The following is a 23,091-nucleotide window of genomic DNA, read 5'->3' on the forward strand; positions in this document are numbered from 1 at the left end:
CAGTCACATCAACGCAGCAAGGAGCACACCGTGAAGATCGTCGTCGCCACGCACAACGAAGGCAAACTCGTCGAGATCCGCAACATCCTCACCGAGCAACTCAGCGCCGCCGCGCAGGGCATCGAACTCGTCTCGGCCGGCAGCCTGGACCTCGCCGACCCCGCGGAGACCGGCGTGACGTTCGAAGAGAACGCGCTGCTCAAGGCGCGGTTCGTGGCCGGCGCCACCGGACTGCCTGCGATCGCCGACGACTCCGGCTTGATCGTGGACGTGATGGGCAACGCGCCCGGCATCCTTTCGGCGCGCTGGTCCGGCACGCACGGCGACGACGCCGCGAACAACCGCCTGCTGCTTGCGCAGATCGAAGACATCCCCGACGACGACCGCACGGCGCGCTTCCGCTGCGCCGCCGCGCTCGTGGTGCCGGTGGAGAGCGATGGCGACGGCCTCGGCGAGTTCCACGAGACCGTGGCGCTCGGCGAGATGCCCGGTACGATTGTGCGCCACCCGCACGGCATGAACGGCTTCGGCTATGACCCGATCTTCATGCCCGACGAGCAGCCGCAGAGCGCGCAGGACAGCGGTGAACTGCTCACGAGCGCGCAGATGACGCCCGAGCAGAAGAACGCGATCTCGCACCGCGGCAAGGCGCTGCGCGCGCTTGTGCCCGCCGTCAAGGCGCTGCTCGCCGACTAGGCTGGGGAGGTATTCATGCGTGCTTTGACGTTCACTGAACTTTCCCAAGACGATTTCGAGGCGTTCTCCGCGCGCGCCGCGCACGGCAACTTCCAGCAGACCGTGATGGCGGCCGCGTTGCGCAACCGCAACGGCGTGGCCACGCGATTCGTGGGCGTGCGCGAAGGCGGCGAGGTCGTGGCGGCCGCGCTGTTGGAGACGCACGGGTCGGGCCCCACCACGTTCTGCGCGGTGCACGACGGGCCGCTGTGCGACTACGACGACCGCGAGCTGACCGTGTTCTTCCTGGAGCATCTGGCGGCCTGCGCCAAGCGTCTGCATGCCGTGCACCTCGACATCACCCCCGAACAGCCGTACCGTGTGCTCGACGCGCAGGGCGAACCGATCGCCGGCGACGCGGCAAGCGACCCGGACAACGCGATGATTGCGAACATCACCGCCGCGCACATGGCCCACGGCGGGTTCACGCGCGGCTACACGGCCGTGCCGCGCTGGCGGTTCGTCAAGGACCTCACCGGCATCGCCAGCGCGGAGCAGCTGCTCGCGTCGTTCTCGAAGCGCACGCAGTGGAGCGTCAAACGCGCGTGCAGCATGGGCGTGCGCATCCGGCAGATCGGTATGGACGAGCTGCACATCTTCTCGTCGATCGAGCAGGACACCGCCGAACGCCGGCATTTCGCCTACCGCGGCGAGGAGTATTTCCGCGAGTTCGCGCAGGCGTACGGCGAGCACGCGCATTTTCTGATCGCCGAGATCGACACACACGCCTACGCGAGCGCGATGCAGCAGAAGGCCGATGATCTGCAGCGGCTCGTGGACGACCTGGACGCGAAGATCGCCGTACATGAGACGACCAAACTGCGCCGGCGCCACAACGAGGAGTCGAGCAATCTCGCCGCCGCGCGCAAGCGGCTCGACGAGGCGCGCGTGCTTGTGGAGCGCGGGGAGCGCCTCCCGGTCGCGGCGTCGCTGTTTGTGGACATGCCGCAGGAAGTTGTCTATCTGTTCTCCGGTTCGCTCGAGGAATACAAGCCGTTCTATGCGTCGGCGCTCATCCAGTACGAGGCGATGCTGCGGCTGTGCGTCGAGCAGGGCATCGCGCGCTACAACTTCTACGGCATCGACGGCGTGTTCGATGACCCGCACAGCGAGGGGCGCGGCGTGCTCGAGTTCAAGCAGGGGTTCAACGGGTACGTCGAGGAACTGCCCGGCGAGTTCATGCGTGTGCTGCGCCCCGCGATCTACCGGCTTGAACAGTTCGTGCACACCGTTCGCTCAAGGCGATAATCATTGCTTCTTTTTCTGTGTGATAAATCTCTGCTTTGAGCGCAATATCGTTACGGTATATTTTCATGGTATCCGTAAGGTCGACCGCTCACGGAAGGCAGGACGATGGCACAGGCAACCGCACGCCACTGGAACGTGCGCCCGTTGCGCGACGGCGAATTCGAGCAGCTCTCGCAGCGCATGGCCGAAGGCAGCTTCCAACAGTCGCTGGGCATGCGCGACATGGCGCAGTCGCACGGCGCGCGCACGTCGCTCGTCGGTGTCGTCGATGAGCATGACGAGCCGGTCGCTGGCGCGATGATCGCGTACACGCCCTCGCGCTTCGGCCCGGTCGGGTCAGTGTGGGCGGGGCCGCTGTGCGACCCGGACGACCCGGACATGGTGAGCGCGGTGAGCGAGGCGATCCTCGCGGACGGCCGGCGCCACCACGCGCTGAGCATCTCGTGCTGGCCCAACGACGTCTACCGCAGGCACCATTCCGACGGCAGCGCGGACGGCGCGGCGGACGGCGCGCTTATGCGCGACTACACGAGTGCGCACTGGCGGCACCAAGGGTTCGGCACCGGCTACGACTCGGTGATGAACCGCTGGGTCTACGTCAAGGACCTCACAGGGATCTCCAGCGAGCGCGCGTTGCTCGGGTCATACTCCAAGCGCACGCAGTGGAGCGTCAAACGCGCGCGCAGCATGGGTGTGGTGGTGCGCGAAGTGGGCGAAGACCAGTTCGGCGTGTTCGCGCGGATTGAACAGCAGACCGCAGAGCGGCGCCGGTTCGCGTTCCGCGGCGAGCAGTACTTCCATGATTTCGCGCGGGCGTTCGGTGAGCGCGCGCATTTCATGGTCGCGTATATCGACACCGCACGCTACCTCGAATCCATGCAGCGCAAAGCCAATGATCTGCAGGCGCTCGTCGATTCGATCAGCGCGAAGATGCAGGCGCGCGAGACGACCAAACTGCGCCGGCGGTACAACGAGGAGTCGAGCAATCTGGCTGCCGCGAACAAGCGGTTGCAGGCGGCGCGCGAACTCGCGGCGCGCGGCGACATGCTGCCGGCCGCGTGCTCGCTGTTCGTCGAGCATCCGAACGAAGTCGTCTACCTATTCTCCGGCTCGCTCGAGGAATTCAAGCCGTTCTATGCCTCCGCGCTGATCCAGCACGAGGCGATGCTGCGGCTGTGCGTGGAGCACAGCATCGACCGGTACAATTTCTACGGCATCGACGGCGTGTTCGACGACCCGCACAGCGAAGGGCACGGCGTGCTCGAGTTCAAGCAGGGATTCAACGGGTACGTGGAGGAACTGCCCGGCGAGTTCACGCTGCCGGTGAGCCGCGTGCGATGCGCGGTCAAGCGGATCGCACAGAAAGTGATCGGCGGCTGAGCGGCCTCTACAGGATTCCCGCGGCGATCAGCGCGTGCGCGCCGGTCATCGTGAGCAGGCTGATCACGGCGGTCACGGTGAGCGAGAAGCCGGCGAGTTTCGCATTGCCCAGCACTTCGTCGGTGAACAGCGTGGAGAAGACGGCGATCGGCGCCAGGCAGCACATCAGCGTGGCCTCGCGGATCATCGGGCTGAACGGCAGCAGGTACCATGCGGCGAGGCCGAACGCGATGCCGAACGGCAGCCGCCAGGCGATCACCTGCAGCACGGACAGCATGTCGTGTTTGTTCGCGGGCAGGTCCATGAGCATGCCGACCATGAGCATCGCCACGCACGCGTTCGCGTTGGCGAACGGTGCGAACATGTCGGCGAGCCACGTGGGCACCGACCAGCCCGCCACCGTCAGCACGATCATGAGCATGTAGACGTCGAACGGCACCGAACCGACGAAGCCGCGCGCGATCGTCTTCGCGAGCGCGCGGCGGGCGAGGCGCTTGGCGTCGCGGTCGGTGGGCGGCGAGTAGGGGAGCGTCGGGGCGTCGCCGGCGTGCTGCTCGGTGAGCGTGCGGCCGGGTTGGATGTGCAGCAGCGTCTGCGTCATCACGTTCGTGCCGGCGGCCACCATCACGCAGTTGCCGATGTCGAACATCGCGGCGGGCACTACGGCCGCGTTGCCGAGGAACGCCTGCACCACGGGAAAGCAGAAGCAGCCGATGTTCAGGCCCGTGCCGTTGAACATGAGGAACGCGCGTTGGGCGATCGGGCGGTGTGATGTGGCGAGGTAGATGATGATCACCGGTACGAGCGCCACAATGAAGCCGTATGCGGAAAGCCACAGCAGCGAGATGTCGTGCGAGTTCTTGGCAAAGGAATAGACGATCGCGCCCGGCAACACCAGGTCGAAGAGCGCCACCTGCACAATGCGGTAGTCGCGCGGGCCGAACAGTCTGTTGCGCTTGAACAGATAGCCCGCCACAATGATGAGCAGGAGCGAGATGGGTTGGAGCATAGCGAGCATGGTGTCGGTTCTTCTGTGTGGGGTTGTGCGCGGTGGGTCGTATGCGGATGATGGGGTTGTGCCGCTTGTTGTGTTGCTTCTATTCTGTTGTGTTGCTTCTACTTCTATCCTGGTACTGCATATATTTTGCTACTTCTTATCCTGCTACGGGTAGTGGTTCTTCTGCTACTGGTAGTGGTTGGATTGTGTGATTGTGTTCCGATATGCGCGATTATGGTATATCGGCCGGATGAATGCCGCGTGTCGTGTCTTGCGACACGCCGTGTGGGGCATGCTGCGCCGTCAGGATTGGACAAATCCGCGATGTTGGGTAAGATATTCTTTCTGTGCACAGATGCAAATCATGTGGCACGCCACTTTAGCTCAGTCGGTAGAGCGGCTCACTCGTAATGAGCAGGTCGACAGTTCGATTCTGTCAAGTGGCTCCATAAGGCCCTAGGTGGTGTTCGCCGCCTAGGGTTTTGTACTATGCGCGCGAGTGGCGTAATTGGTAGCCGCGCAGGATTTAGGTTCCTGTGACTTCGGTCGTGTGGGTTCGAGTCCCATCTCGCGCACCTTTCGCTACGGGTAGTACCTTCTTCGCTACGGGTAGTGCTTTTTCGCGCCCATCTTCTATATGATCCGCTATATTCCAACGATTCCGTCTAGCCCTCAGGCGTGGAAGCACTACCCGTAGCAACAGGAAGGATGCAGCCGCAGAAAGGCAGGCACGAAAAGTGGTTGTTGGTGGCGGTGCTTAGTCATGGGTGGTCGCTGCGGAGGTGTCGGGTGGTTGTTGGTGGCGATGCTTAGTCATGGGTGGTCGCTGCGGGGGCATCGGGTGGCTGTTGGTGGTGACACTCAGTCACACACGGACATGGCGGCAGAGCTTGCGCTCGAATTGTACGCAGTTTTCAAAAGCGTGCGTACAATTCTTGCGCGGGGGAGGCCGGTTGCGCTCGAATTGTACGCAGGCGAGAGCGGGCTGCGTACAAATCGTACGCAAAGGGGAGCTATTGCGCGCGAATTGTACGCAGAGACGGCAAAAGCGCGTACAATTCGTACGCTGCCACCGCCGCCGCTAAGATAATCCCCATGACCAACGGATTCGACGATTTCTACGCCATCATCCCCGCCGGCGGCACCGGCACGCGCCTGTGGCCGCTCAGCCGTGAGCGCCGGCCCAAGTTCTTCTACGATCTGCTGGGCCAGGGCCGCACGCTCATCCAATCCACCTACGACCGCCTCGCGCAGATCTGCGGCATGGACCATGTGTGCGTGAGCACCGGCGACTGCCACGTGGCCACCGTGCGCGAACAGCTGCCCGAAATCGGCGCGGACCAGATCTTCGCCGAGCCGGCGCCGCGCGACTCGACCGCGGCGATCGCGCTCGCCACCGCCGTGCTGGCGCGGCGCAACGGCGGTGACATCGTTGTCGGTTCGTTCGCCGCCGACCATGTGATCCGCGGCAAGATCGCGTTCATCGAAGCGGTGCGGCAGGCGGTGGAGACCGCGCGCGCCGGCTACGTCACCACGATCGGCATCGCCGCCTCGCGCCCGTCGACCGCGTTCGGCTACATTCACGAGGGCGCGTCGCTCGCCGAGCGGATTCCGAACGCGCCGAGCGCATGCATTGTGGAGCGGTTCGTCGAAAAGCCGAACGCCGCGACCGCGCAGGCGTATCTCTCCACGGGCGAATACCGCTGGAATGCGGGCATGTTCGTCATGCGCGCAGACGTGCTGCTCGACCACCTGCACGCGCACAAACCGCAGCTCGCGCGCGCGATCGACACAATCGCCGACGCGATCATCGAGGATGACCGCGCGTTCGAGCGCGCCTGCACCGAGGCGCACGAACGCGGCGAGAACCAGCTGGAGACGGTCGCGCGCGCGGATTTCCACGAGCACCGCGACGAGGCGATGCACGCGCACTGGCCGTCGATTGAGAAGATCGCGTTCGATTATGCGGTGGCCGAACCGCTGTCCGTGGAGGGTGGTGTGGCGATGATCCCGGGCGACTTCGGTTGGGACGACGTGGGTGATTTCAACTCGGTCGCCGCGCTGCTGCCGAGCGTGAACGAGCGCAACATCAAGGTGCTCGGCAGTGTGGACGACGTGGCGTACCTCGATTCGGCGGGTGACGTGGTGGTGCCGAATTCCGGGCGCACCATCGCATTGCTCGGCGTGAACGACATGGTCGTCGTCGATACGCCCGACGCGCTGCTCATCGCACCACGCGCGCGCAGTCAGGAAGTCAAGGCGATGGTCAAGCATCTCGCCGACTCCGGGCGCGAGGATCTGCTGTAGCCGCCGCAGCGCGCGCCGCGGTTTTCCGCCGCGCACGGCGCGCGCTGCACGGGTGTGCGGCGTGCGCGGGCACTGTCGCATTTCATGAGTAGTGTGGACTTTCGGTGAAGCGTTGCGAACGTGTGCGGAACATGCGTTGAGACAGCGGCCGCCGGGCGGATTCGCCGCGGGCGCGGCCACGCTTTCCACCTGATGATGATGAAAGGACCAAATATGGCTATCAATCCGCCAGTTGACGCCACTCAGACCGAGGCATGGGCCAAGCTGCAGCGTCACTACGACGAGATGCAGTCCGAGGGCATCGACCTCAAGAAGTGGTTCGCGGACGACGAGAACCGCGTGGACGACCTCACGTTCGAAGCGGGCACGCTGCACTTCGATCTTTCCAAGAACCTGATCAAGCCGGAGACGCTGGAGCTCTTCGCCGAACTCGCCAACGAGGTCAACCTCGCCGAGCGCACCAAGCAGATGTACACGGGCGTGCACATCAACAACACCGAGGACCGCGCCGTGCTGCACACCGCGCTGCGCCGCCCGGCCGAAGACGAAGGCAAGTACATCGTGGACGGCCAGGACACCGTCAAGGATGTGCGCGAGACCCTCGAGCGCATGTACGCGTTCGCTGAGAAGGTGCGTTCTGGCGAATGGAAGGGCGTGACCGGCAAGGAGATCGAAACCGTCGTCAACATCGGCATCGGTGGCTCCGACCTGGGTCCCGTCATGGCGTACGAGGCGCTCAAGCCGTTCGCCGACGCCGGCATCAAGGCCCGCTACGTTTCCAACATCGACCCCAACGACATCGCCGAGAAGACGAAGGACCTCGATCCGGAGACCACGCTGTTCGTGGTCGTCTCCAAGACCTTCGGCACCCTCGAAACCCTGACCAACGCCCGTGAGGCGCGCGCATGGCTCCTCGAGGAGCTCGCCGCCAGCAACGCGATCGACGGCACCGCCGAGAAGAACGCGGAAGCCATCGAGAAGCACTTCGTGGCCGTCTCCACCAACCTGGAACGCGTCAAGGAGTTCGGCATCGACCCGACCAACGCGTTCGGCTTCTGGGATTGGGTCGGCGGCCGTTACTCCGTCGATTCCGCCGTCGGCCTCACGCTCGCCATCGTCTTCGGCCCGGCCCGCTTCGAGGAGTTCCTCAACGGCTTCCACCAGATCGACGAGTATTTCGCCAACACCCCGTTCGAAAAGAACGTCGTCGTGCTCATGGGCATGCTCAACGTCTGGTACCGCAACTTCTTCAAGGTCGCCTCGCACGCTGTGCTCCCGTACGACCAGTACCTGCACCGCTTCCCGGCGTACCTGCAGCAGCTCACCATGGAATCGAACGGCAAGTCCGTGCGTTGGGACGGCACGCCCGTCACCACCGAGACCGGCGAGATTTTCTGGGGCGAGCCCGGCACCAACGGCCAGCACGCGTTCTACCAGCTGATCCACCAGGGCACGCAGCTGATCCCGGCCGACTTCATCGCGTTCGCCAACACGCCGAACCCGCTCAAGGACGGCGACCAGGACATGCACGAACTGCTGCTGGGCAACTACTTCGCGCAGACCAAGGCGCTCGCGTTCGGCAAGACCGCCGAAGAAGTGCGCGCCGAGGGCACGCCGGAAGAGATCGTCCCGGCCCGCGTGTTCACCGGCAACCGTCCGACCACGTCGATCTTCGGCGTGCGCCTCGACCCGTTCGCGCTCGGCGAGCTGATCGCGCTCTATGAGCACATCACGTTCGTTGAGGGCACCGTGTGGGGCCTCGATTCCTACGACCAGTGGGGCGTTGAGCTGGGCAAGCAGCTGGCCAAGGAGATCACCCCGGCGATCTCCGAAAGCGACGAGGCGCTCGCCGCGCAGGATGCCTCCACGCGCAGCCTGATCAACTTCTACCGCAAGGTGCGTGAGTTCTGACAGGTCGACCGCGCACTTTTTTCGGGGTTACGGAAAAAGTGCGCGGTCAAACCCCTCTAAATACGGCATATGCCTCAATACAACGCGCACTTTTTCTGAGACTTCAAAAAAAGTGCGCGGTCTGTATGGCCATATATACTGATGCCTCGTTGTGCCGATGGGTTGGTCGCCGCATAGATCCGCCCATCTCAAGGTCCAGCCGAACCCTGACTTTCGGCGGATTGGCAGCCCGCGGGCCGAAGTGGTCCGCGACGATTCAGGCGCCTGCCCAAGGCGCCCCAACCACTGCGCTGATATGCGGCAGCGAGCGAGGGAACAATGGTTAACGCTATTGAAGCATTTGATGCGAAGCATCTGAAGGCCTCCGAGGAAATCCCGGACTTCCGCCCCGGCGACACCGTGGACGTGAACGTGAAGATCCAGGAAGGCAACAACTCCCGTATCCAGACGTTCACCGGCGTGGTCATCGCCCGTCAGGGTGCTGGTGTGCGTGAGACCTTCATCGTGCGCAAGATTAGCTTCGGCACCGGTGTCGAGCGCCGCTTCCCGCTGCATGCCCCCACGATCGACTCCATCAAGGTCGTCCGTCGTGGCAAGGTGCGCCGCGCCAAGCTCTACTACCTGCGCAACCTGCGCGGTAAGGCCGCCCGCATCGCCGAGCGCCGCGACAATTCCGCCAAGTGATATTCACGCGGTAATTTGTAAGAAAGACCCCGGTTCGCCCGGGGTCTTTGCGTTTCTGCCGCCTGTGTGTGCTGGCCTGCGCGCAAGCCAAGTCCACTTAGCCTGCTTAGCCCACTTAATCTACTGGTCTGGTTGCATGTACCCGCATGACTTTCCTCGTCCCCCTTTCGACAAAAGTCATGTTTTGGGTTGCTTGGCATGACTTTTGTCGGGGAGTGCTTGACGGAGGTCGTGTCTGGGGTTGCTGAGCATGACTTTCGTCGGGGAATGATTAACGGAGGTCGTGGTTAGGCCTGATCTGGCATATGCCGGCTGTGGCTTACAATGGCCTACGACTGCAGCCCATATATAAGGAGTCGGCATGAGCAATCACCACGCAGGGAACCCGCACCGGGCCCCGCATGCCGAAACCGGGCCCGCGCCGCGCCGCGTCAGTTCGCACTCCACGAATCCCCACGTTCCACCAGCCGCAAGCGCACTTTTCGCCTCCGCCCGCACTGCCGCAGACCGTGCCGTTGATGCCGCACGCACCCCCGCCAATGCCGCGCCCACCCCCTCTATGCCGCACCGCACCGGCCCGCGCCACGGGGAGACGCGCCGCGCCCCGTTCCATCTGCCCGACGCGCGCCGAGCCAACCCGCGTCTCATCCAGCTGCGCATCGACGCGCGGCTCAACCCTCACACCCCGCGACATGCCGCGCCGCCGCGCACGGTTCCCGGCGTCGCGCCCGCACCATCTCGCCGCGCGCCCAATCCGCATATGCCGGCCGCCGCGGCCGCTCCGGCGCCGTCGCCTCGATCCGCCCCGGCCGAGCACCCCACACCGACGGCGCACTTCCCCCTCCGTGCCCACACAGCCCGCGCCGCGCACGCGCGCACACCGTTCACATTGCGCGACATATTGCTGTGGTGCGTGCTGCCGGTCGTGCTGGTGCTCGGCCTGCGTCTGGCCGTGTTCGGCATGTACGCGATTCCGTCCGGCTCGATGGAAAACACGATCATGCCCGGTGACCGCGTGATCACCACACGCCTCTCGCCGCGCCCGATCGCCCTGCGCCGCGGCGACATCGTCGTGTTCAAGGACCCCGCCAACTGGCTTGCGAACGAGGGCGCCGCGCACAACAGCGACCGTTTGATCAAACGGCTGATCGGCCTGCCCGGCGACACGGTGGAGTGCGCGGGCGGCGGCGCACCGATTGTGATCAACGGCGTGCCGATCGATGAATCGGCGTATCTCAAACCGGGCGTGGAGCCCAGCCACAGCGCGTTCTCGGTGACCGTGCCGGCCGGCCGCCTGTTTGTGTTGGGAGACAACCGCGCCAATTCCGCCGATTCGCGCGCGCACACGAACGACGGCGCGCAGGGCCTGGTGCCGGTCGGCGACGTGGAGGGCGTGGCGTTCATGCGCTACTGGCCGTTCAACCGCATGGGCTGGCTCAGCGCGCACCACAACGTCTTCCGCGACGTGCCCACGCGCGCCCCCACTGGCTGACCGCCCAGCCGCACTCGCGGAACCGTATGAGTGTCCGCATGAACCACCCGCATGCCGCCGGGAAAGCATACGCCGCAACCCCGCCCGAAAAGAGAACTGATGAGCATTTCCACAATCCCCACATTCGATCTTGAGGAGTCGCTCGCGCGCGAAGGCCACAGCGTGATCGTCGGGTTCGACGAAGTCGGCCGTGGCAGCCTCGCCGGCCCGGTCATGGTGGGCGCGGCGGCGTTTCTCGCACGGCGCCTGCCGCAGGCCGCGCGCGAGATGCCGCAGTATCTGGCCGATTCGAAGATACTCACCGAACGCCGCCGCGAAGCGCTCTACGAACCACTGCAGCAGTGGGCCGACGCGTGGGCGGTCGGCGCGGCCTCGAGCGCGGAGATCGACGAATGGGGCATCTCGCACGCGCTCGGCATCGCCGCCCTGCGCGCGCTCGACGCGGTGGAGCGCACACTGTTCGGCGCGTTCGCCGACGCCGCCGGCGACACCACCGATGCCATGCCTGCCGCGCAATCCGGGGGTGGATTCCGCGCGCAGGGAAGCATACCGACGTCTGGCTCCCAGCAGGCCACGCTCGCCGCGGACTGGGACGCGCTCGATCCCACCGCCCGCATGCCGCGCGTCGGTGCGATCCTGGACGGCCCGAACGACTACATCACCAAGGCGCTCGGCACATTCGAGGCGCCCGCGGTGCCCGTGCCCGCGCACGTCGTCACGCAGGTCAAGGGCGACCAGCACTGCGGTTCCGTGGCGTGCGCGGCCGTGCTCGCGAAGGTCACGCGCGACCGCCTGATGACCCGCCTCGCCGAATCCGATCCCGATTACGCGCGCTACGGATGGGCGCACAACAAGGGCTACGGTTCGCAGGCGCACCGGGCCGCGATCGCGCAATACGGCCCCTGCGACGAACACCGCACCAGCTGGAAGCTGCTTTAGCGGCGCGCGCCTCCACCCCATGCGCACACCGTCCGCGTTTGCGGCAACCGGCATCATGCCGCCTCATTCCCAAGGATGAGACCGCGCGCGCTCCGCGCCCCGATTCATTCCCGCGCACGATACCTGTGCCGTTCCCGCCGCCATACAGTCGGAGGCATGAACAACACAGCACAACCGATCCTCACCGCCACCGGCCTCACGATGGACTACGCCGCGCAGGCCGCCAAACCGCGCACCGCGCAACAACCCGCCCCGGGAGCTCCGGGAGCCCCGGGAGCCCCGGGCGTTCCCGGAGCGTTCGCCCCGCACCCGCTCGCGCTCAACCGCGTCAACTTCACACTCCAACCCGGCGAGACCGTGGCCGTGATGGGCCCCTCCGGCTCCGGCAAATCCACGCTGCTGCACGCGCTCGCCGGCATCATCACACCCACCGCCGGCACCGTGCAATTCCGTGGCGCCGACCTTGCCGCCATGCCCGACGCCGAGCGCACCGCACTGCGCCGCAACGCGTTCGGCTTCGTGTTCCAGTCCGGCCAACTGCTGCCCGAACTGCCGGCGGTGGAAAACATCGCACTGCCGCTCATGCTCGGTGGCATGCCTTACGCACAGGCCACATCGCAGGCCGTGCTATGGCTCGAACGCTTCGGCCTGCGCGCGCTGATGGCCCAACGCCCCGGCGAGATGAGCGGCGGCCAGATGCAGCGCGTCGCCATCGCACGCGCGCTGAGCGTGGGCCCGGCCGTCATCTTCGCCGACGAACCGACCGGCGCGCTCGACCAGACGACCGGCCACGAGGTGATGCGCCTGCTCATGGACGCCGCGCGCGCCAACAACGCCTCCGTGGTGCTCGTGACGCACGACCCGAACGTGGCCGCCTACTGCTCGCACACCGTGCACATGCGCGACGGCATGATCACCGCGGCCCCGCGCGCTGTCGCCGTACAGCCCCAGTCCGTGCCGGTGCAGGGAGGCGCACGATGAGCACATTCGCACTCTGGCGCCTGTTCCACCGCCCCGCTCCAGCCGCGCACCGCACCGGCACGCGCGCCGCCGACTCCACCACACTGCTCGCCGTGGTGGCGTTCGCCGCAGCCACCGCGATTTTCCTGACCGTGCTCGGCGGCCTGCATGGCTTCATCTGGCGCGCCTCGCCCGACCACACCATCCCATGCCTGCTGAGCGAAAGTCGCTGCGACGCCGCCGCGCTCGCCGCGCACAAGCACGCGGTCGCTGCAAGCAAGGTGGCCGCCGAGCAAGCCAGCCTTTCATCCACCTACATCGTGCTCGCGGTATTCGCCTGCCTGCTGCTGCTCGTGCCGTTCGCCGCGCTCGCCGGCTCGGCCGCGCGCCTGGCCGCGTCACGCCGCGACGCGCGCCTCGCCGCCCTGCGCCTCGCCGGCGCCACAACAGGCCAAGTGGTGCGCCTGACCGCATTCGACTCCGCATTGCAGGCGCTCGCCGGCGCCGTCATCGGCATCGCCGGCTACTTCGCGCTCATGCCACTGATCATGCTGCTCACATTCCAAAACCAGCATTTCACGTTCGCGCAACTGTGGGTGGGGCCCGTCGCGCTTGTGGCCACCGTGCTCGGCGTCACACTGCTTGCACTCGTCTCCGCGCTGCTCACGCTGCGCCGCGTGGCCATCACCCCGCTCGGCGTGAGCGCCCGCCAAGGCCAGCCGCTGCCCAGCTCGGCACGGTTCGTCATCTTCCTGGTGGCGCTCGTCGGCGCGCTCGCCGTGCTATCGAACATGCAGCTGATCAACGCCGGCACAGGCGTCATGCTCGCCATCGTCTTCGTCCTGATCGTCGGCTGCTTCACGCTGATCAACCTCGTCGGTTCGTTCGCCGTCACACTGCGCGCCCGTGCGCGCGCCCGCCGCCCCAAGAACGCGGCCACGATGATCGCCATGCGGCGCATCCTCGACAACCCGAAGCGCGCGTGGCGCAACGTCTCGGGCATCGGGCTGGCCGTATTCATCGCCGGCATCACCTCGGTGTGCGCGCTGTTCGGTTCGAGCGCCGGCGGTGACGTCGACTCCGCCGCGACGATCATGATGCACGACATCGGCACCGGCGGCCTGCTCACGCTCGCGTTCGCCGGCGTGCTCGCGGCGGTCAGCTCGGGCGTCATGCAGTCGGCCAGCGTGATCGACCAAGCCAACGAATACCGCATGCTCATGCTCGAAGGCACGAGCGAGGCCACGCTGCGCCGTGCGCGGTTCACTGAGGTGCTCACGCCGCTCAACACCGTGGTCGCGCTCGCGGCCGTCTGCTCGGCGCTGCTGCTCGCGCCGCTCGTGGGCAACGCGTTCACGCAGCCCGCGCCGCTCATCAGCTTCGTCGGGGGAGTGGCGCTGTGCTACGCGCTCGTGCTCGTTGGCGCGCTCGCCGCGAACCGCACGGCCGCGCGCGTGGCCCGCACCACAACGCGCGCCGACGACTAGCCGCGCGGCCCGCGCCCGCCCCGCTTACCCGAGGGCGAGCGCGATCGCGGCGATGACGAACGGACTGACGATGGTGCTGACGAGGATGCAGTCGCGCGAAAACGCGACGCCGGCGTTGTAACTGGCGGCGTAATTGTAGACGTTCTGCCCGGTCGGCAGCGCGGCGAGCACAACGCACGCGTACAGCACGGGCCCGCGGAATCCCATGACCCAGTAGGCCATGGCGAAGGCCACGGCCGGCATCACCAGGTTCTTGAGCGCCACCACGGTGAGTGCGGCCACGCGACTTTCCCTGCTGCCGAGCGGGCGCGCGCCGCGCAGCGACATGCCGAACGCCATCAGGATCATCGGCACGGCCGCGTCGCCGATCATGCCGATCGGGCTGCGCACGAATGCCGGCACCACGTCGAACCCCACGCGCGCGTTGATCGCCGAAATGACCACGCCGAGCACACTGCCGATCAGAATCGGCTGCCTGAGCGGCTGCAGCACGAGCGTGCGCACCGAGACCGTGCCGTGCGTGGTGGCGTCGAGCGCCGCCAGCCCGGCGGGCATGAAGATGAGCCACTGCATCATCACGATCGGCACCACGAGCGTGGGATTGCCTAGGATGTACGTGGCGACCGGCAGCCCGATGTTGTTCGAGTTGAGGTACAGCGCGCCGAGCGCGCCGATCGCCGCGTCGGGCGCGCGTAGGTGGAACCACAGCCGGTTGCATAGCAGGAACAGCGCGCCCACGCTGAGCGCGGCCACAAACGCCACCACGATCGAGGGGTGCAGGAGCGTGGTGAGCCGCTCGCGCGAAAGGATGCTGAAGATCAGGCATGGCGTGGCCACGAAGAAGCTCATGCGGTTGAGCACCATCTGCGCCTGCGAACCGCCCACACGCATGCGCGCGGCCACGTAGCCGGCCGCGATCACGATGCCGATGATGGCGAATCCCTGCATCGCGTTCAACAATCCAGCCATACCACTCCCATATCCGTTTGTTGCTCCTATGTGCTGTGACAACCTGTAGTGTTCTGTGACCACCTGTGACTACCATATTGCGCAGATTCGATTACAGACGGGGAGATGCCATATGGCCACGCGAATGAACCAAACCGATCCCAAGAAATACCTGCCTTCCGCACAGTCCACATCGCTCGACGTGGAGCCACGTGAAATCGTGCTCGACCCGGCCGCCTCCATGCAGGACGGCCTTGACTCACTGCTCGGCCAGATCATGGCCGTCTATTCGGTGAGCGACGCCGAGGGCCCGCTCACCGACCGCGTGGAGCGCTTCCTCAAGCGCTACCCGCACCTGCAGGTGCACCGCGACGGCGACACGGTGGTGGCGTCCACCAATCTGGGGCGCGACCGCCGCGTGATTCTGGCCGGGCATCTCGACACGGTGCCGGTGCTTGACAACTTCCCGCCGAAGTGGCTTGCCCCCGGCGACCCGCTCATCGACAAGGACGTTGCCGAACTGTACCCGGGCACGCCGGTGATGTGGGGGCGCGGCGCCACCGACATGAAGGCCTCCGACGCGGTGCTGCTGTACCTTGCGGCCACGCTGACCGAGCCGAAGGTGGACCTGACGTTCGTCTTCTACGACCACGAAGAGGTGGCCGCCGAATACAACGGTCTGGGCCGCGTCGTGGAAGACCACCCGGATTGGGTCCAGGGCGATTTCGCGATCATCGGCGAACCCACGTCGTGCGGCATCGAGGCCGGCTGCAACGGCACGATGCGCTTCGACGTGATCGCCAACGGCGTGGCCGCCCACTCGGCGCGCGCATGGATGGGTGATAACGCGATCCACAAGGCCGCTGAAATCCTCAACCGCCTCGTCGCCCACAAAGACGAGGCGGTGGACGTGGACGGCCTCATCTACCAGGAGGGCCTCAACGCCACACTGATCTCGGGCGGCAACGGCACCAACGTCATCCCGTCCGAATGCCGTGTGCACGTGAACTACCGGTTTGCGCCAGACAAGACGCTCGCCGAAGCGAAGGCACTGATGATCGGCGAAGGCGCCGAATCCGAGCTCGGCAACGGCGAACACCCCGCCACCGGCGGCTTCTTCCATGGCTTCGACATCGAGATGCGCGACGAATCGCCGTCGGCGCGCCCGGGCATGAGCGATCCGCTTGTGCAGTCGCTCGTCAAGCTCGTCGAGGAGCGCACCGGCCGCCAGCCGCTCGCCAAGCTCGGCTGGACCGACGTGGCGCGCTTCTCGCAGCTCGGCGTGCCGGCGGTGAATCTGGGCGCCGGCAGCCCTCTGCTCGCCCACAAAAGCAACGAGCAGGTGCCGAACTCCGATCTGGCGCTCATGGCCGGAATCCTCATCGACTGGCTGAACTGACCTCCTGTGCGCGCCCGCGCCGCTACGCCCCGTGATGATTTTCCGTGGTGGCGTGGCCCCGACCATGAGTTGTGCAATACTAGAGAGGGCGATACCTGCAACATCGCCCTCCATCCGACAGCGTTGATCCCCTCGCGACGAACTGCGTGATCAGTTTCGCGAGCGCCAGTGTCCGTTGCCGCATGATTTGACTTTTGGATTGCTTCCAGCGGGCGCCTGTATGGCGCGGCCATGGTGAGAGTATGGTGTGAGGCCGCATGGGGCCAGGACGAGTGCGCCGGGATTGCAGCATGGCGCACCAGTAGGAGCATTGTGCCCGAACAGACAGAACAGGGTTTCGAGCCACTCGAAACCGCATCGAATATCGATTCCCCATCAACCAACGAGCAGCCGGCCGCGCCGCGCCGCCGCCGTACTGGCCGCCGCGTGGTACGCGGGGCCGGTGCCGCCGGCGCTACGGTGGAGCTCAAGGTGGAGGAGCACGGCCCGCTGTTCAAGGAACCCCCCACCGCGCTGCCCGCGTCGAAGCCGGTGCACGCGCTGACCGCGGCGCCCGCTGCCGAGTCTTCGGCTGAGGGCGAGTCGTCGCCGGACGAAGCCGCCGCCGAGCAGGCCGAGCCCACGCGCAAGACGACGCGTTCGCGCCGCCGTTCCACTGCCAGCGAAACCGACGAGACCCCGCGCCGCACGCGCCGCCGCAGCACCAAGGCCGCGGCTGCCGATGAGGGCGCCGAGGCCGCTGAAAACGCGAGCGAGCCGGCCGAGGAACCCACGCGCACCACGCGACGCCGTCGCCGCGCGGCCACTGCGCCGGAACCGAGCGAGGCGAACCGCGCAACCGAGGCGCTCGATGCGCTTGACGGTGACGCGCAGGCCGAGTCCGAGGAACATGAGGAGCATCAATCACGCCGCCACCATGCGGCGTCGCGCCCCATGACGTCGCTGCTGTTCCAGGAGCCCGTCATCCCGCAGCGCCCCAAGCACGCCGATGACGAGACGGACGAAACCGACGAATCCAACGAATCATCCGACGAGCACACCACGCGCCGTCGCCGGCGCACTCGCGGCCGCAAGGGCGACGAGTCGGCCGAGGCCACCAAGCCGGCAGCCGGCGAATCGCGCCGTGGCCGCCGCCGTACGCCGGTCGATTATGACGCCGATTTCGACGACGTGGAAGACATCAACGAGTCCACGTCGCGCCGACGCTCCAACCGCCGCATGAACGCGCAGGAGCGCCGCGCCGCCGCCGAAGTGGAGCAGATCGAAGAGGATCTGGTGCTCGACGACATCACGTATGCGCCGATCGACGAGGCGATCGCCCGCAACGCCAAGCGCAAACGCAAGCATGAGAACGACGAAGAGGCCGAGGCCATCGTGGAAGCGGACCTCAACAGCGGCAGCGAGGAGGGCGAGGACGGCGAGCCGACCGTGCGCCGTCGCCGCCGTCGGCGCCGCGCCGACCACGAGGCCGCCGAGGAGCAGCAGAACGAGGAGACCACCGAGTCCAGCTCCGAAGACGACGAGGAGACCACGGTCACGCGCCGCCGTCGCCGCCGCCGCAACGGCAAGAACGCGGAGGAGGAGACCACAACCCGCCGCTCGCGCAAGCAGCAGTACATCGACGAAATCGCCGATGTGGAGGGCTCCACGCGCCTCGAGGCGAAGAAGCAGCGCCGCCGCGACAACCGCCGCGAGCGCAGCCGTCAGAACCAGCTGCTCGAGCAGGACTTCCTGGCGCGCCGCGAAAACGTGGACCGCCTGATGGTGGTGCGCCAGCGCGACCGCCATACGCAGATCTCCGTGCTTGAAGACAACGTGCTTGTGGAGCATTACGTCTCCGACATCCAGGAAGTCGCCACGGTGGGCAACATCTACCTGGGCCGCGTGCAGAACGTGCTGCCGAGCATGGAGGCCGCATTCGTGGACATCGGCCAGGCGCGCAACGGCGTGCTGTATGCGGGCGAGGTGAACTGGGATTCCACGCGCCTTGACGGCCAGCCGCGCCGCATCGAGCTCGCGTTCCGCTCCGGCGACCCGGTGCTGGTGCAGGTCACCAAAGACCCGATCGGGCACAAGGGCGCACGCCTGACGAGCCAGGTGACGCTTGCGGGCCGCTTCCTGGTGCTTGTGCCATCCGGCGGCATGACGGGTGTGAGCCGCAAGCTCAGCAGCCGTGAGCGCAGCCGTCTTAAGTCCATTGTCTCCAAGATCGCGCCGAAGGACATGGGTGTGATCATCCGCACAGCGGCCGAGGGCGCCACGGAGGAGGCGATCACCAAGGACCTGGAGATGCTGCTGCACCAGTGGGAGCACATCCAGGCCAAGCGCGAGGAGTTCAAGCACGGCAAGCGCCCCAAGCTCCTGCAGGGCGAGCCGGACATGGCGATCCGCGTGGTGCGCGACATCTTCAACGACGACTTCCGCAAGATGATCGTGGAAGGCGATGGCGTGTACACGCGCATCGAGGAATACCTGGAGACCATGGCGCCCGACCTGCGCGAGAAGCTGGAGAAGTGGGACCCGGCCGAGCACGAGGGCAAAGACGTGTTCGACAAGTGGCAGATCGACTCGCAGCTGCGCAAGGGCATGGAACGCCAGGTGTACCTGCCGAGCGGCGGCTCCATTGTGATCGACCGCACCGAGGCCATGACCACAATCGACGTGAACACCGGCCGCTTCATCGGCAAGGGCAAGTCGCTTGAAGAAACCGTGACCCGCTGCAACCTCGAGGCGAGCGAAGAGATCGCACGCCAGCTGCGCCTGCGCGACATCGGCGGCATGATCATGATCGATTACGTGGATATGGTCATGCCCTCCAACCGCGATCTGGTGCTGCGCCGCCTGCTGGAATGCCTGGCGCGCGACCGCACCAAGCACCAGGTGGCCGAAGTCACGTCGCTGGGCTTGGTGCAGATGACGCGCAAGCGCATTGGCCAGGGCCTTGTGGAGGCGTTCTCCGAAGAATGCCCGGCGTGCAAGGGCCGTGGGTTCATTGTGCACGACGAACCCACAATCTCCAAGGAATACGACGACCCGTACGCGCTCAAGGGCGGCGATCCGTTTGTGAAGACCAACAAGCATGGCCACGGTACCGAAACGCATGCGGTGCATGCGCCGAAGGGGTCGTCCGCCGCGGTGCGTGCCAAGCTCGCGCAGATCGCTGCCGCTGCTGTGGCGGCGAACAATGCCGAGGAGGAGGCGGAGGCCGCCGCCAAGCAGGCTGAGGAACTCGAGGTGCAGATCGAACACATCGAGGAAACCACCGAAGCCGAGCAGATCAAGGCCACTGAGGCCGCTGTGGATGCCGAAGGCGATGCCAGGGTTGCCAAGGCTGCCGAGGAGTCAGCGGAGTCCGAGGCCGTCGAGGCCACGGTGGAGCCGGAAGCCGCAACCGAAACGGCTGTGGACGCTTCTGACGCCGGCACCGAGGGTGCGGAAACCGCTGAACCGGCCGCTGACGTTGTCGCCGAAGAAGCGGAACCGCAACCCGATGCGGAGTCCGAGGCCGACCAAGCCGAGTAACCGGCTTAGCCACCTCATCAAGGGGCTCTGAACGCTGTAACCGCCGCGTTCGGAGCCCCTTGTGTTGCGTATCTCGCTTACGAGAGTGCCCTAATCGGGCTACCCTCGAGTACGACCTCTGTGAAATGCCATAATTACACCAATTCGAGGGGCCCATACTTGGGGGTGGGCAGATTAAGGCACTCTCGTAAGCGAGATAGGTTCTGGGAAGGGGCCTTAGGCCGCCGTTTTCCATATCGTGCGGCGCCGATCGGCCAGTTGTTCAAGGGTGAAAGGCGTTGGCAGCAGATAGTTGACGCCGGTTCGATCCTCGATATGCCGCGCCACCACTTCCGCCACCATGCGTTGCCCCTCTTCGGAGCGCATGCTGCAGTTCACCACCTGTACGTAATCCCATCCGGCCGATTCGATGCGTAACCGCCGCTGCGCATCTGCCTCCCATTGCTGTTCATGGTGTTTTCCGTCATACTCCACATCCACTTGGGCCTTCACGAAGGCGATGTCCATGAAGACCACGCCACCATCCGGCAGCCGCACCATGTGGTTCACTGTGGGGCGTGGCAGGCCGTGGCGCTCAAGCATCAACCTCAATCGTGTTTCGGTGGAAGAGTCCGTGTACTCCTGCATCAGTACCAATGCTTTGCGGCATGCCGTCATGCCTCGTGGCGCTCGTGCCCGGCCGTTGCGGGGATTGTGGGCATAGTGTTCAATGCGCACCAGCATGTCTTCGAAATCTTGCAGCGTGTAGCGTTCATGAAGCACATTGCGTCGCAGCAGGCTGTCGCCCAACACCACCAATTCCTCCAAACTGAGCCGTGTGGCGAAGAGGAACCACGTGAATAGGGGTGTGGTGCAGGTGACGCCCGGTGCCACCTCCACTGTATCCAATGGCGCACCACTCGCAAAGAACGCGTAGGGGAGACCCTTTGGCTTGGCGCGCTTGCGCCGGTTGCCCCGTACGTGATTCCTCGGCTTGTATTCGTCTGGAGCCACAACCACCTGCAGCACATCTTCCCGCAGGCGTGGATGCTTGCGCACATCGATGAACGGCACCTCGATGCCTTGCAACAACAATGCTGTGGTGAGGGTGAACACGCACGCGCATTGCCGCTGGCAGAGGCCCTCGGCTTCTTGGCAACACTGTATGCGGGCGCTTGCACGGTTGCTCAGCTCATCCAGCGATATGGATTCGTTCTTCATGGTTCATGGGCGGCCGGGCCCCAACAAGGTTGGGGACATGTTGAACGCTGTGTGCATCGAATCGCAACACATCGTAATCACGTTGCAGATTCAGCCAAAACTCCGGCGACGTGCCGAAGGCCCGAGACAGCAGAAACGCCGTACGCACGGTGATGGCGCGTTTGCCGTTCACGATCTGTCCCACAGCGGTTTCGCTGATGCCCAAAGCCTTGGCGAGGCGATAGTTGCTGATGCCATAAGGTTCCATGAACTCCTCTTTGAGTATTTCCCCTGGTGTACTGAGATACTGATCAGTGGTGGTAATCGTCGAAGTGGACATCGTAGGCCTCCTGTTGTTGCTGGCTCCAATGGAATATAAGTCGGTATTGTGCATTGACGCGAATGCTGTAGTATCCCGCGAGTTTGCCTTTCAATAACTCGAGGTGGTTGGACGGCGGAATACGCAGATCGTTGATTGTAGCGGCTGCTTTCAGCATTTGAAGTTTGCGTTTCAAAGCTTTTTCCAAGCCGGCAGGGTAGCCGGTTGGATATCTTCCGCCATATAAGTAGTCATTGAGTTCCTTGTCTCTAACACGCATAATACTAACCTTTCTCGTTACTAACGTCAAGCGTTAGTAATAGATGGATATGGAGATATCCGGCGATGATCGCGGTTCCGTATGAGGATTGGCGGTGTTGATGCTGTATTCATGCCCGTGACTATAGAGGACTAAGGCAGTGGCCTCCACGGGCATAGTGAAAAATGTGGATAAGTGGACGACACACCGCGTATCCACAACCCCGCTCAAGCCGCTCCCAGACGAAAGCCATGATGCAGATCGCCAAGAATGACGACTCTCAGAGATTCCCGGGCCAAAGGTAATGTTCTGGGCTACTGTGTATGACAATCCTCTGTCCGATCTCGATGAAAGTCATGCTGGCGACTACTGAGGATGACAAATCTCAGAGCCCTCAAGCAATCGGTAGAGCGATAAGTCTGCGATGCTCGGCTACTGGGTGAGGAGGCTGAATACTATGTGAATGGAATCAACATTCCATTCTTGGAGCGTCTATATCAGGATCCCTATCCTCCGCGTGATCTAGCTTTGGCGCATCTTCTCGGCGCCGTGCAGAAAGAGGAGGAGGGAAACCTCATAGCATTAGCGGACGATCATTATACGAAAAAAATAGCCGATTGCAGATTGAGTCCCTTCGGCACTACTCCTCTAAAGCCTATTGTCGTGATCCCTTAGATCATTATCTTGACACTGTATTTTTTGGCGATTCGATGAGTAGCAGACTTATTCAGGCTTCTGATATGGTTACCTATCTCTATTCACGTCGGTGGAATCCCGTCACCAACAGGTTTGACCGGGAGGAGACAAAGGAATGGTATGAGAAGATGATGAGGAAGTTGCTTGAAGCAGCCTCGCAGATTACGGCTGGTAAGAGTGTATATCCGTATTACTGAAAAAGGGTGCAAACGGGCTTCGCCCCCGACCTTGAACGGCGGGGGCGAAGTCTAGGACAAAAGTTCGGATTATTACACCGAAGTCTTGTTAACCACGATGATAGCGCGTTGTAACGATCCACGCAATGGGTTATTTGCGGAAAGAACGAGCCTCGCAGTTATAGATGAAACTGTGGGGTGGCGCAGCGGGCACTATTCTGCGTTAGTAGCGTCCTTGTATTTAGGCAGCTGCGCTTGCCAATAAATACCAAGTGTTTATGTTCAATGTGGGGGGTGAAGAAAAGTTGGACTCTTTTCCCCTCAAAGAGTCCGATTTTCCTGCACCGCCTCAGATGACGACTCTCGGATATTCCCAGATAAAGAATGTTCTGGGCTACCGCCCCACCTTCCCGCGTCGAACAATTACCATAAAACCGTTGTTGCGCATATGAA

The 23,091-nt window shown here is 64.4% G+C and carries 18 protein-coding genes and 2 tRNA genes; 15 read left to right on the plus strand and 5 right to left on the minus strand.

The genetic code is table 11. From position 1 onward, the window contains the following. The first annotated feature begins 30 nt into the window (after positions 1-30). The 3 genes from rdgB to PG2093B_RS01475 all read left to right on the plus strand — a co-directional run bounded on the left by rdgB (position 31) and on the right by PG2093B_RS01475 (position 3,363). On the plus strand, positions 31-696 hold the full coding sequence (gene rdgB, locus PG2093B_RS01465) for an RdgB/HAM1 family non-canonical purine NTP pyrophosphatase (RefSeq protein WP_022858337.1): 666 nt from the start codon (positions 31-33) through the stop codon (positions 694-696). Between the two features lie 15 nt (positions 697-711). After that, positions 712-1,983 carry an aminoacyltransferase gene (locus PG2093B_RS01470; protein ID WP_129896821.1) on the plus strand — a complete coding sequence of 424 codons (1,272 nt, stop codon included), beginning with the start codon at positions 712-714 and terminating at the stop codon, positions 1,981-1,983. Positions 1,984-2,088: 105 nt separating this feature from the next. Further along, positions 2,089-3,363 (plus strand): aminoacyltransferase, encoded by a 1,275-nt coding sequence (locus PG2093B_RS01475; RefSeq protein ID WP_129896822.1) that lies wholly within the window; start codon positions 2,089-2,091, stop codon positions 3,361-3,363. A 7-nt stretch (positions 3,364-3,370) separates the two neighbouring features. Here PG2093B_RS01475 and PG2093B_RS01480 read toward each other — a convergent pair whose 3' ends face one another. After that, entirely contained in the window at positions 3,371-4,381 is a 1,011-nt protein-coding gene (locus PG2093B_RS01480; RefSeq protein ID WP_129896823.1) for an AEC family transporter, read from the minus strand. Between the two features lie 352 nt (positions 4,382-4,733). On the opposite strand from PG2093B_RS01480, the gene PG2093B_RS01485 reads away from it, so the two are divergent. The 9 genes from PG2093B_RS01485 (at position 4,734) to PG2093B_RS01525 (ending at position 14,140) form a co-directional block, all read left to right on the plus strand. Next, positions 4,734-4,809: transfer RNA gene (locus tag PG2093B_RS01485), tRNA-Thr, on the plus strand. Between the two features lie 44 nt (positions 4,810-4,853). Then, a tRNA-Leu gene (locus PG2093B_RS01490) sits at positions 4,854-4,935 on the plus strand. Positions 4,936-5,455: 520 nt separating this feature from the next. After that, the gene (locus PG2093B_RS01495) at positions 5,456-6,667 is read left to right on the plus strand and encodes a mannose-1-phosphate guanylyltransferase (RefSeq protein ID WP_129896824.1); all 1,212 of its coding nucleotides are present in this window, start codon (positions 5,456-5,458) and stop codon (positions 6,665-6,667) included. Between the two features lie 213 nt (positions 6,668-6,880). Beyond that, entirely contained in the window at positions 6,881-8,578 is a 1,698-nt protein-coding gene (gene pgi / locus PG2093B_RS01500) for a glucose-6-phosphate isomerase (protein ID WP_101430005.1), read from the plus strand. 318 nt (positions 8,579-8,896) lie between these two features. Then, on the plus strand, positions 8,897-9,262 hold the full coding sequence (gene rplS, locus PG2093B_RS01505; RefSeq protein ID WP_022858343.1) for a 50S ribosomal protein L19: 366 nt from the start codon (positions 8,897-8,899) through the stop codon (positions 9,260-9,262). A 760-nt stretch (positions 9,263-10,022) separates the two neighbouring features. Further along, entirely contained in the window at positions 10,023-10,754 is a 732-nt protein-coding gene (gene lepB / locus PG2093B_RS01510) for a signal peptidase I (RefSeq protein ID WP_129896852.1), read from the plus strand. A 99-nt stretch (positions 10,755-10,853) separates the two neighbouring features. Further along, on the plus strand, positions 10,854-11,693 hold the full coding sequence (locus PG2093B_RS01515) for a ribonuclease HII (protein WP_129896825.1): 840 nt from the start codon (positions 10,854-10,856) through the stop codon (positions 11,691-11,693). A gap of 156 nt (positions 11,694-11,849) precedes the next feature. Continuing rightward, a complete protein-coding gene (locus PG2093B_RS01520; protein WP_242502768.1) occupies positions 11,850-12,674 on the plus strand; it encodes an ABC transporter ATP-binding protein in 825 nt (274 codons plus the stop codon). Further along, positions 12,671-14,140, plus strand: a complete 1,470-nt coding sequence (locus tag PG2093B_RS01525; RefSeq protein WP_129896827.1) for an FtsX-like permease family protein — start codon at positions 12,671-12,673, stop codon at positions 14,138-14,140. Before PG2093B_RS01520 ends, PG2093B_RS01525 begins: the two co-directional genes overlap by 4 nt. Before the next feature lie 24 nt (positions 14,141-14,164). On the opposite strand, the gene PG2093B_RS01530 is transcribed toward PG2093B_RS01525, so the two are convergent. Continuing rightward, positions 14,165-15,109, minus strand: coding sequence for an AEC family transporter (locus PG2093B_RS01530; RefSeq protein WP_129896828.1), 945 nt, complete (start codon positions 15,107-15,109; stop codon positions 14,165-14,167). Between the two features lie 220 nt (positions 15,110-15,329). Here PG2093B_RS01530 and dapE point away from each other — a divergent pair, with 220 nt between their 5' ends. Both dapE and PG2093B_RS01540 read left to right on the plus strand, forming a co-directional pair. Further along, the gene (gene dapE / locus PG2093B_RS01535; protein ID WP_129896853.1) at positions 15,330-16,487 is read left to right on the plus strand and encodes a succinyl-diaminopimelate desuccinylase; all 1,158 of its coding nucleotides are present in this window, start codon (positions 15,330-15,332) and stop codon (positions 16,485-16,487) included. A gap of 312 nt (positions 16,488-16,799) precedes the next feature. After that, complete coding sequence (locus PG2093B_RS01540) at positions 16,800-20,009, plus strand: Rne/Rng family ribonuclease (RefSeq protein WP_242502769.1); 3,210 nt, start codon at positions 16,800-16,802, stop codon at positions 20,007-20,009. Positions 20,010-20,225: 216 nt separating this feature from the next. Here PG2093B_RS01540 and PG2093B_RS01545 read toward each other — a convergent pair whose 3' ends face one another. The 3 genes from PG2093B_RS01545 to PG2093B_RS01555 are packed head-to-tail and all read right to left on the minus strand — an operon-like array spanning position 20,226 to position 21,787. Beyond that, positions 20,226-21,209, minus strand: coding sequence for a DUF559 domain-containing protein (locus PG2093B_RS01545; RefSeq protein ID WP_129896830.1), 984 nt, complete (start codon positions 21,207-21,209; stop codon positions 20,226-20,228). Continuing rightward, the gene (locus tag PG2093B_RS01550; protein WP_129896831.1) at positions 21,181-21,528 is read right to left on the minus strand and encodes a HigA family addiction module antitoxin; all 348 of its coding nucleotides are present in this window, start codon (positions 21,526-21,528) and stop codon (positions 21,181-21,183) included. Before PG2093B_RS01550 ends, PG2093B_RS01545 begins: the two co-directional genes overlap by 29 nt. Beyond that, the gene (locus tag PG2093B_RS01555) at positions 21,500-21,787 is read right to left on the minus strand and encodes a type II toxin-antitoxin system RelE/ParE family toxin (RefSeq protein ID WP_101398313.1); all 288 of its coding nucleotides are present in this window, start codon (positions 21,785-21,787) and stop codon (positions 21,500-21,502) included. The genes PG2093B_RS01550 and PG2093B_RS01555 overlap by 29 nt, the downstream gene beginning before the upstream one ends. 596 nt (positions 21,788-22,383) lie before the next feature. Between PG2093B_RS01555 and PG2093B_RS09120 the strand changes: the two genes are divergently transcribed. Continuing rightward, positions 22,384-22,659, plus strand: a complete 276-nt coding sequence (locus PG2093B_RS09120) for a DUF3800 domain-containing protein (protein WP_165369669.1) — start codon at positions 22,384-22,386, stop codon at positions 22,657-22,659. The last annotated feature ends 432 nt before the right edge of the window (positions 22,660-23,091 follow it).

It is taken from the genome of Bifidobacterium pseudolongum subsp. globosum (assembly GCF_004155535.1).
Lineage (GTDB): Bacteria > Actinomycetota > Actinomycetes > Actinomycetales > Bifidobacteriaceae > Bifidobacterium > Bifidobacterium pseudolongum_C.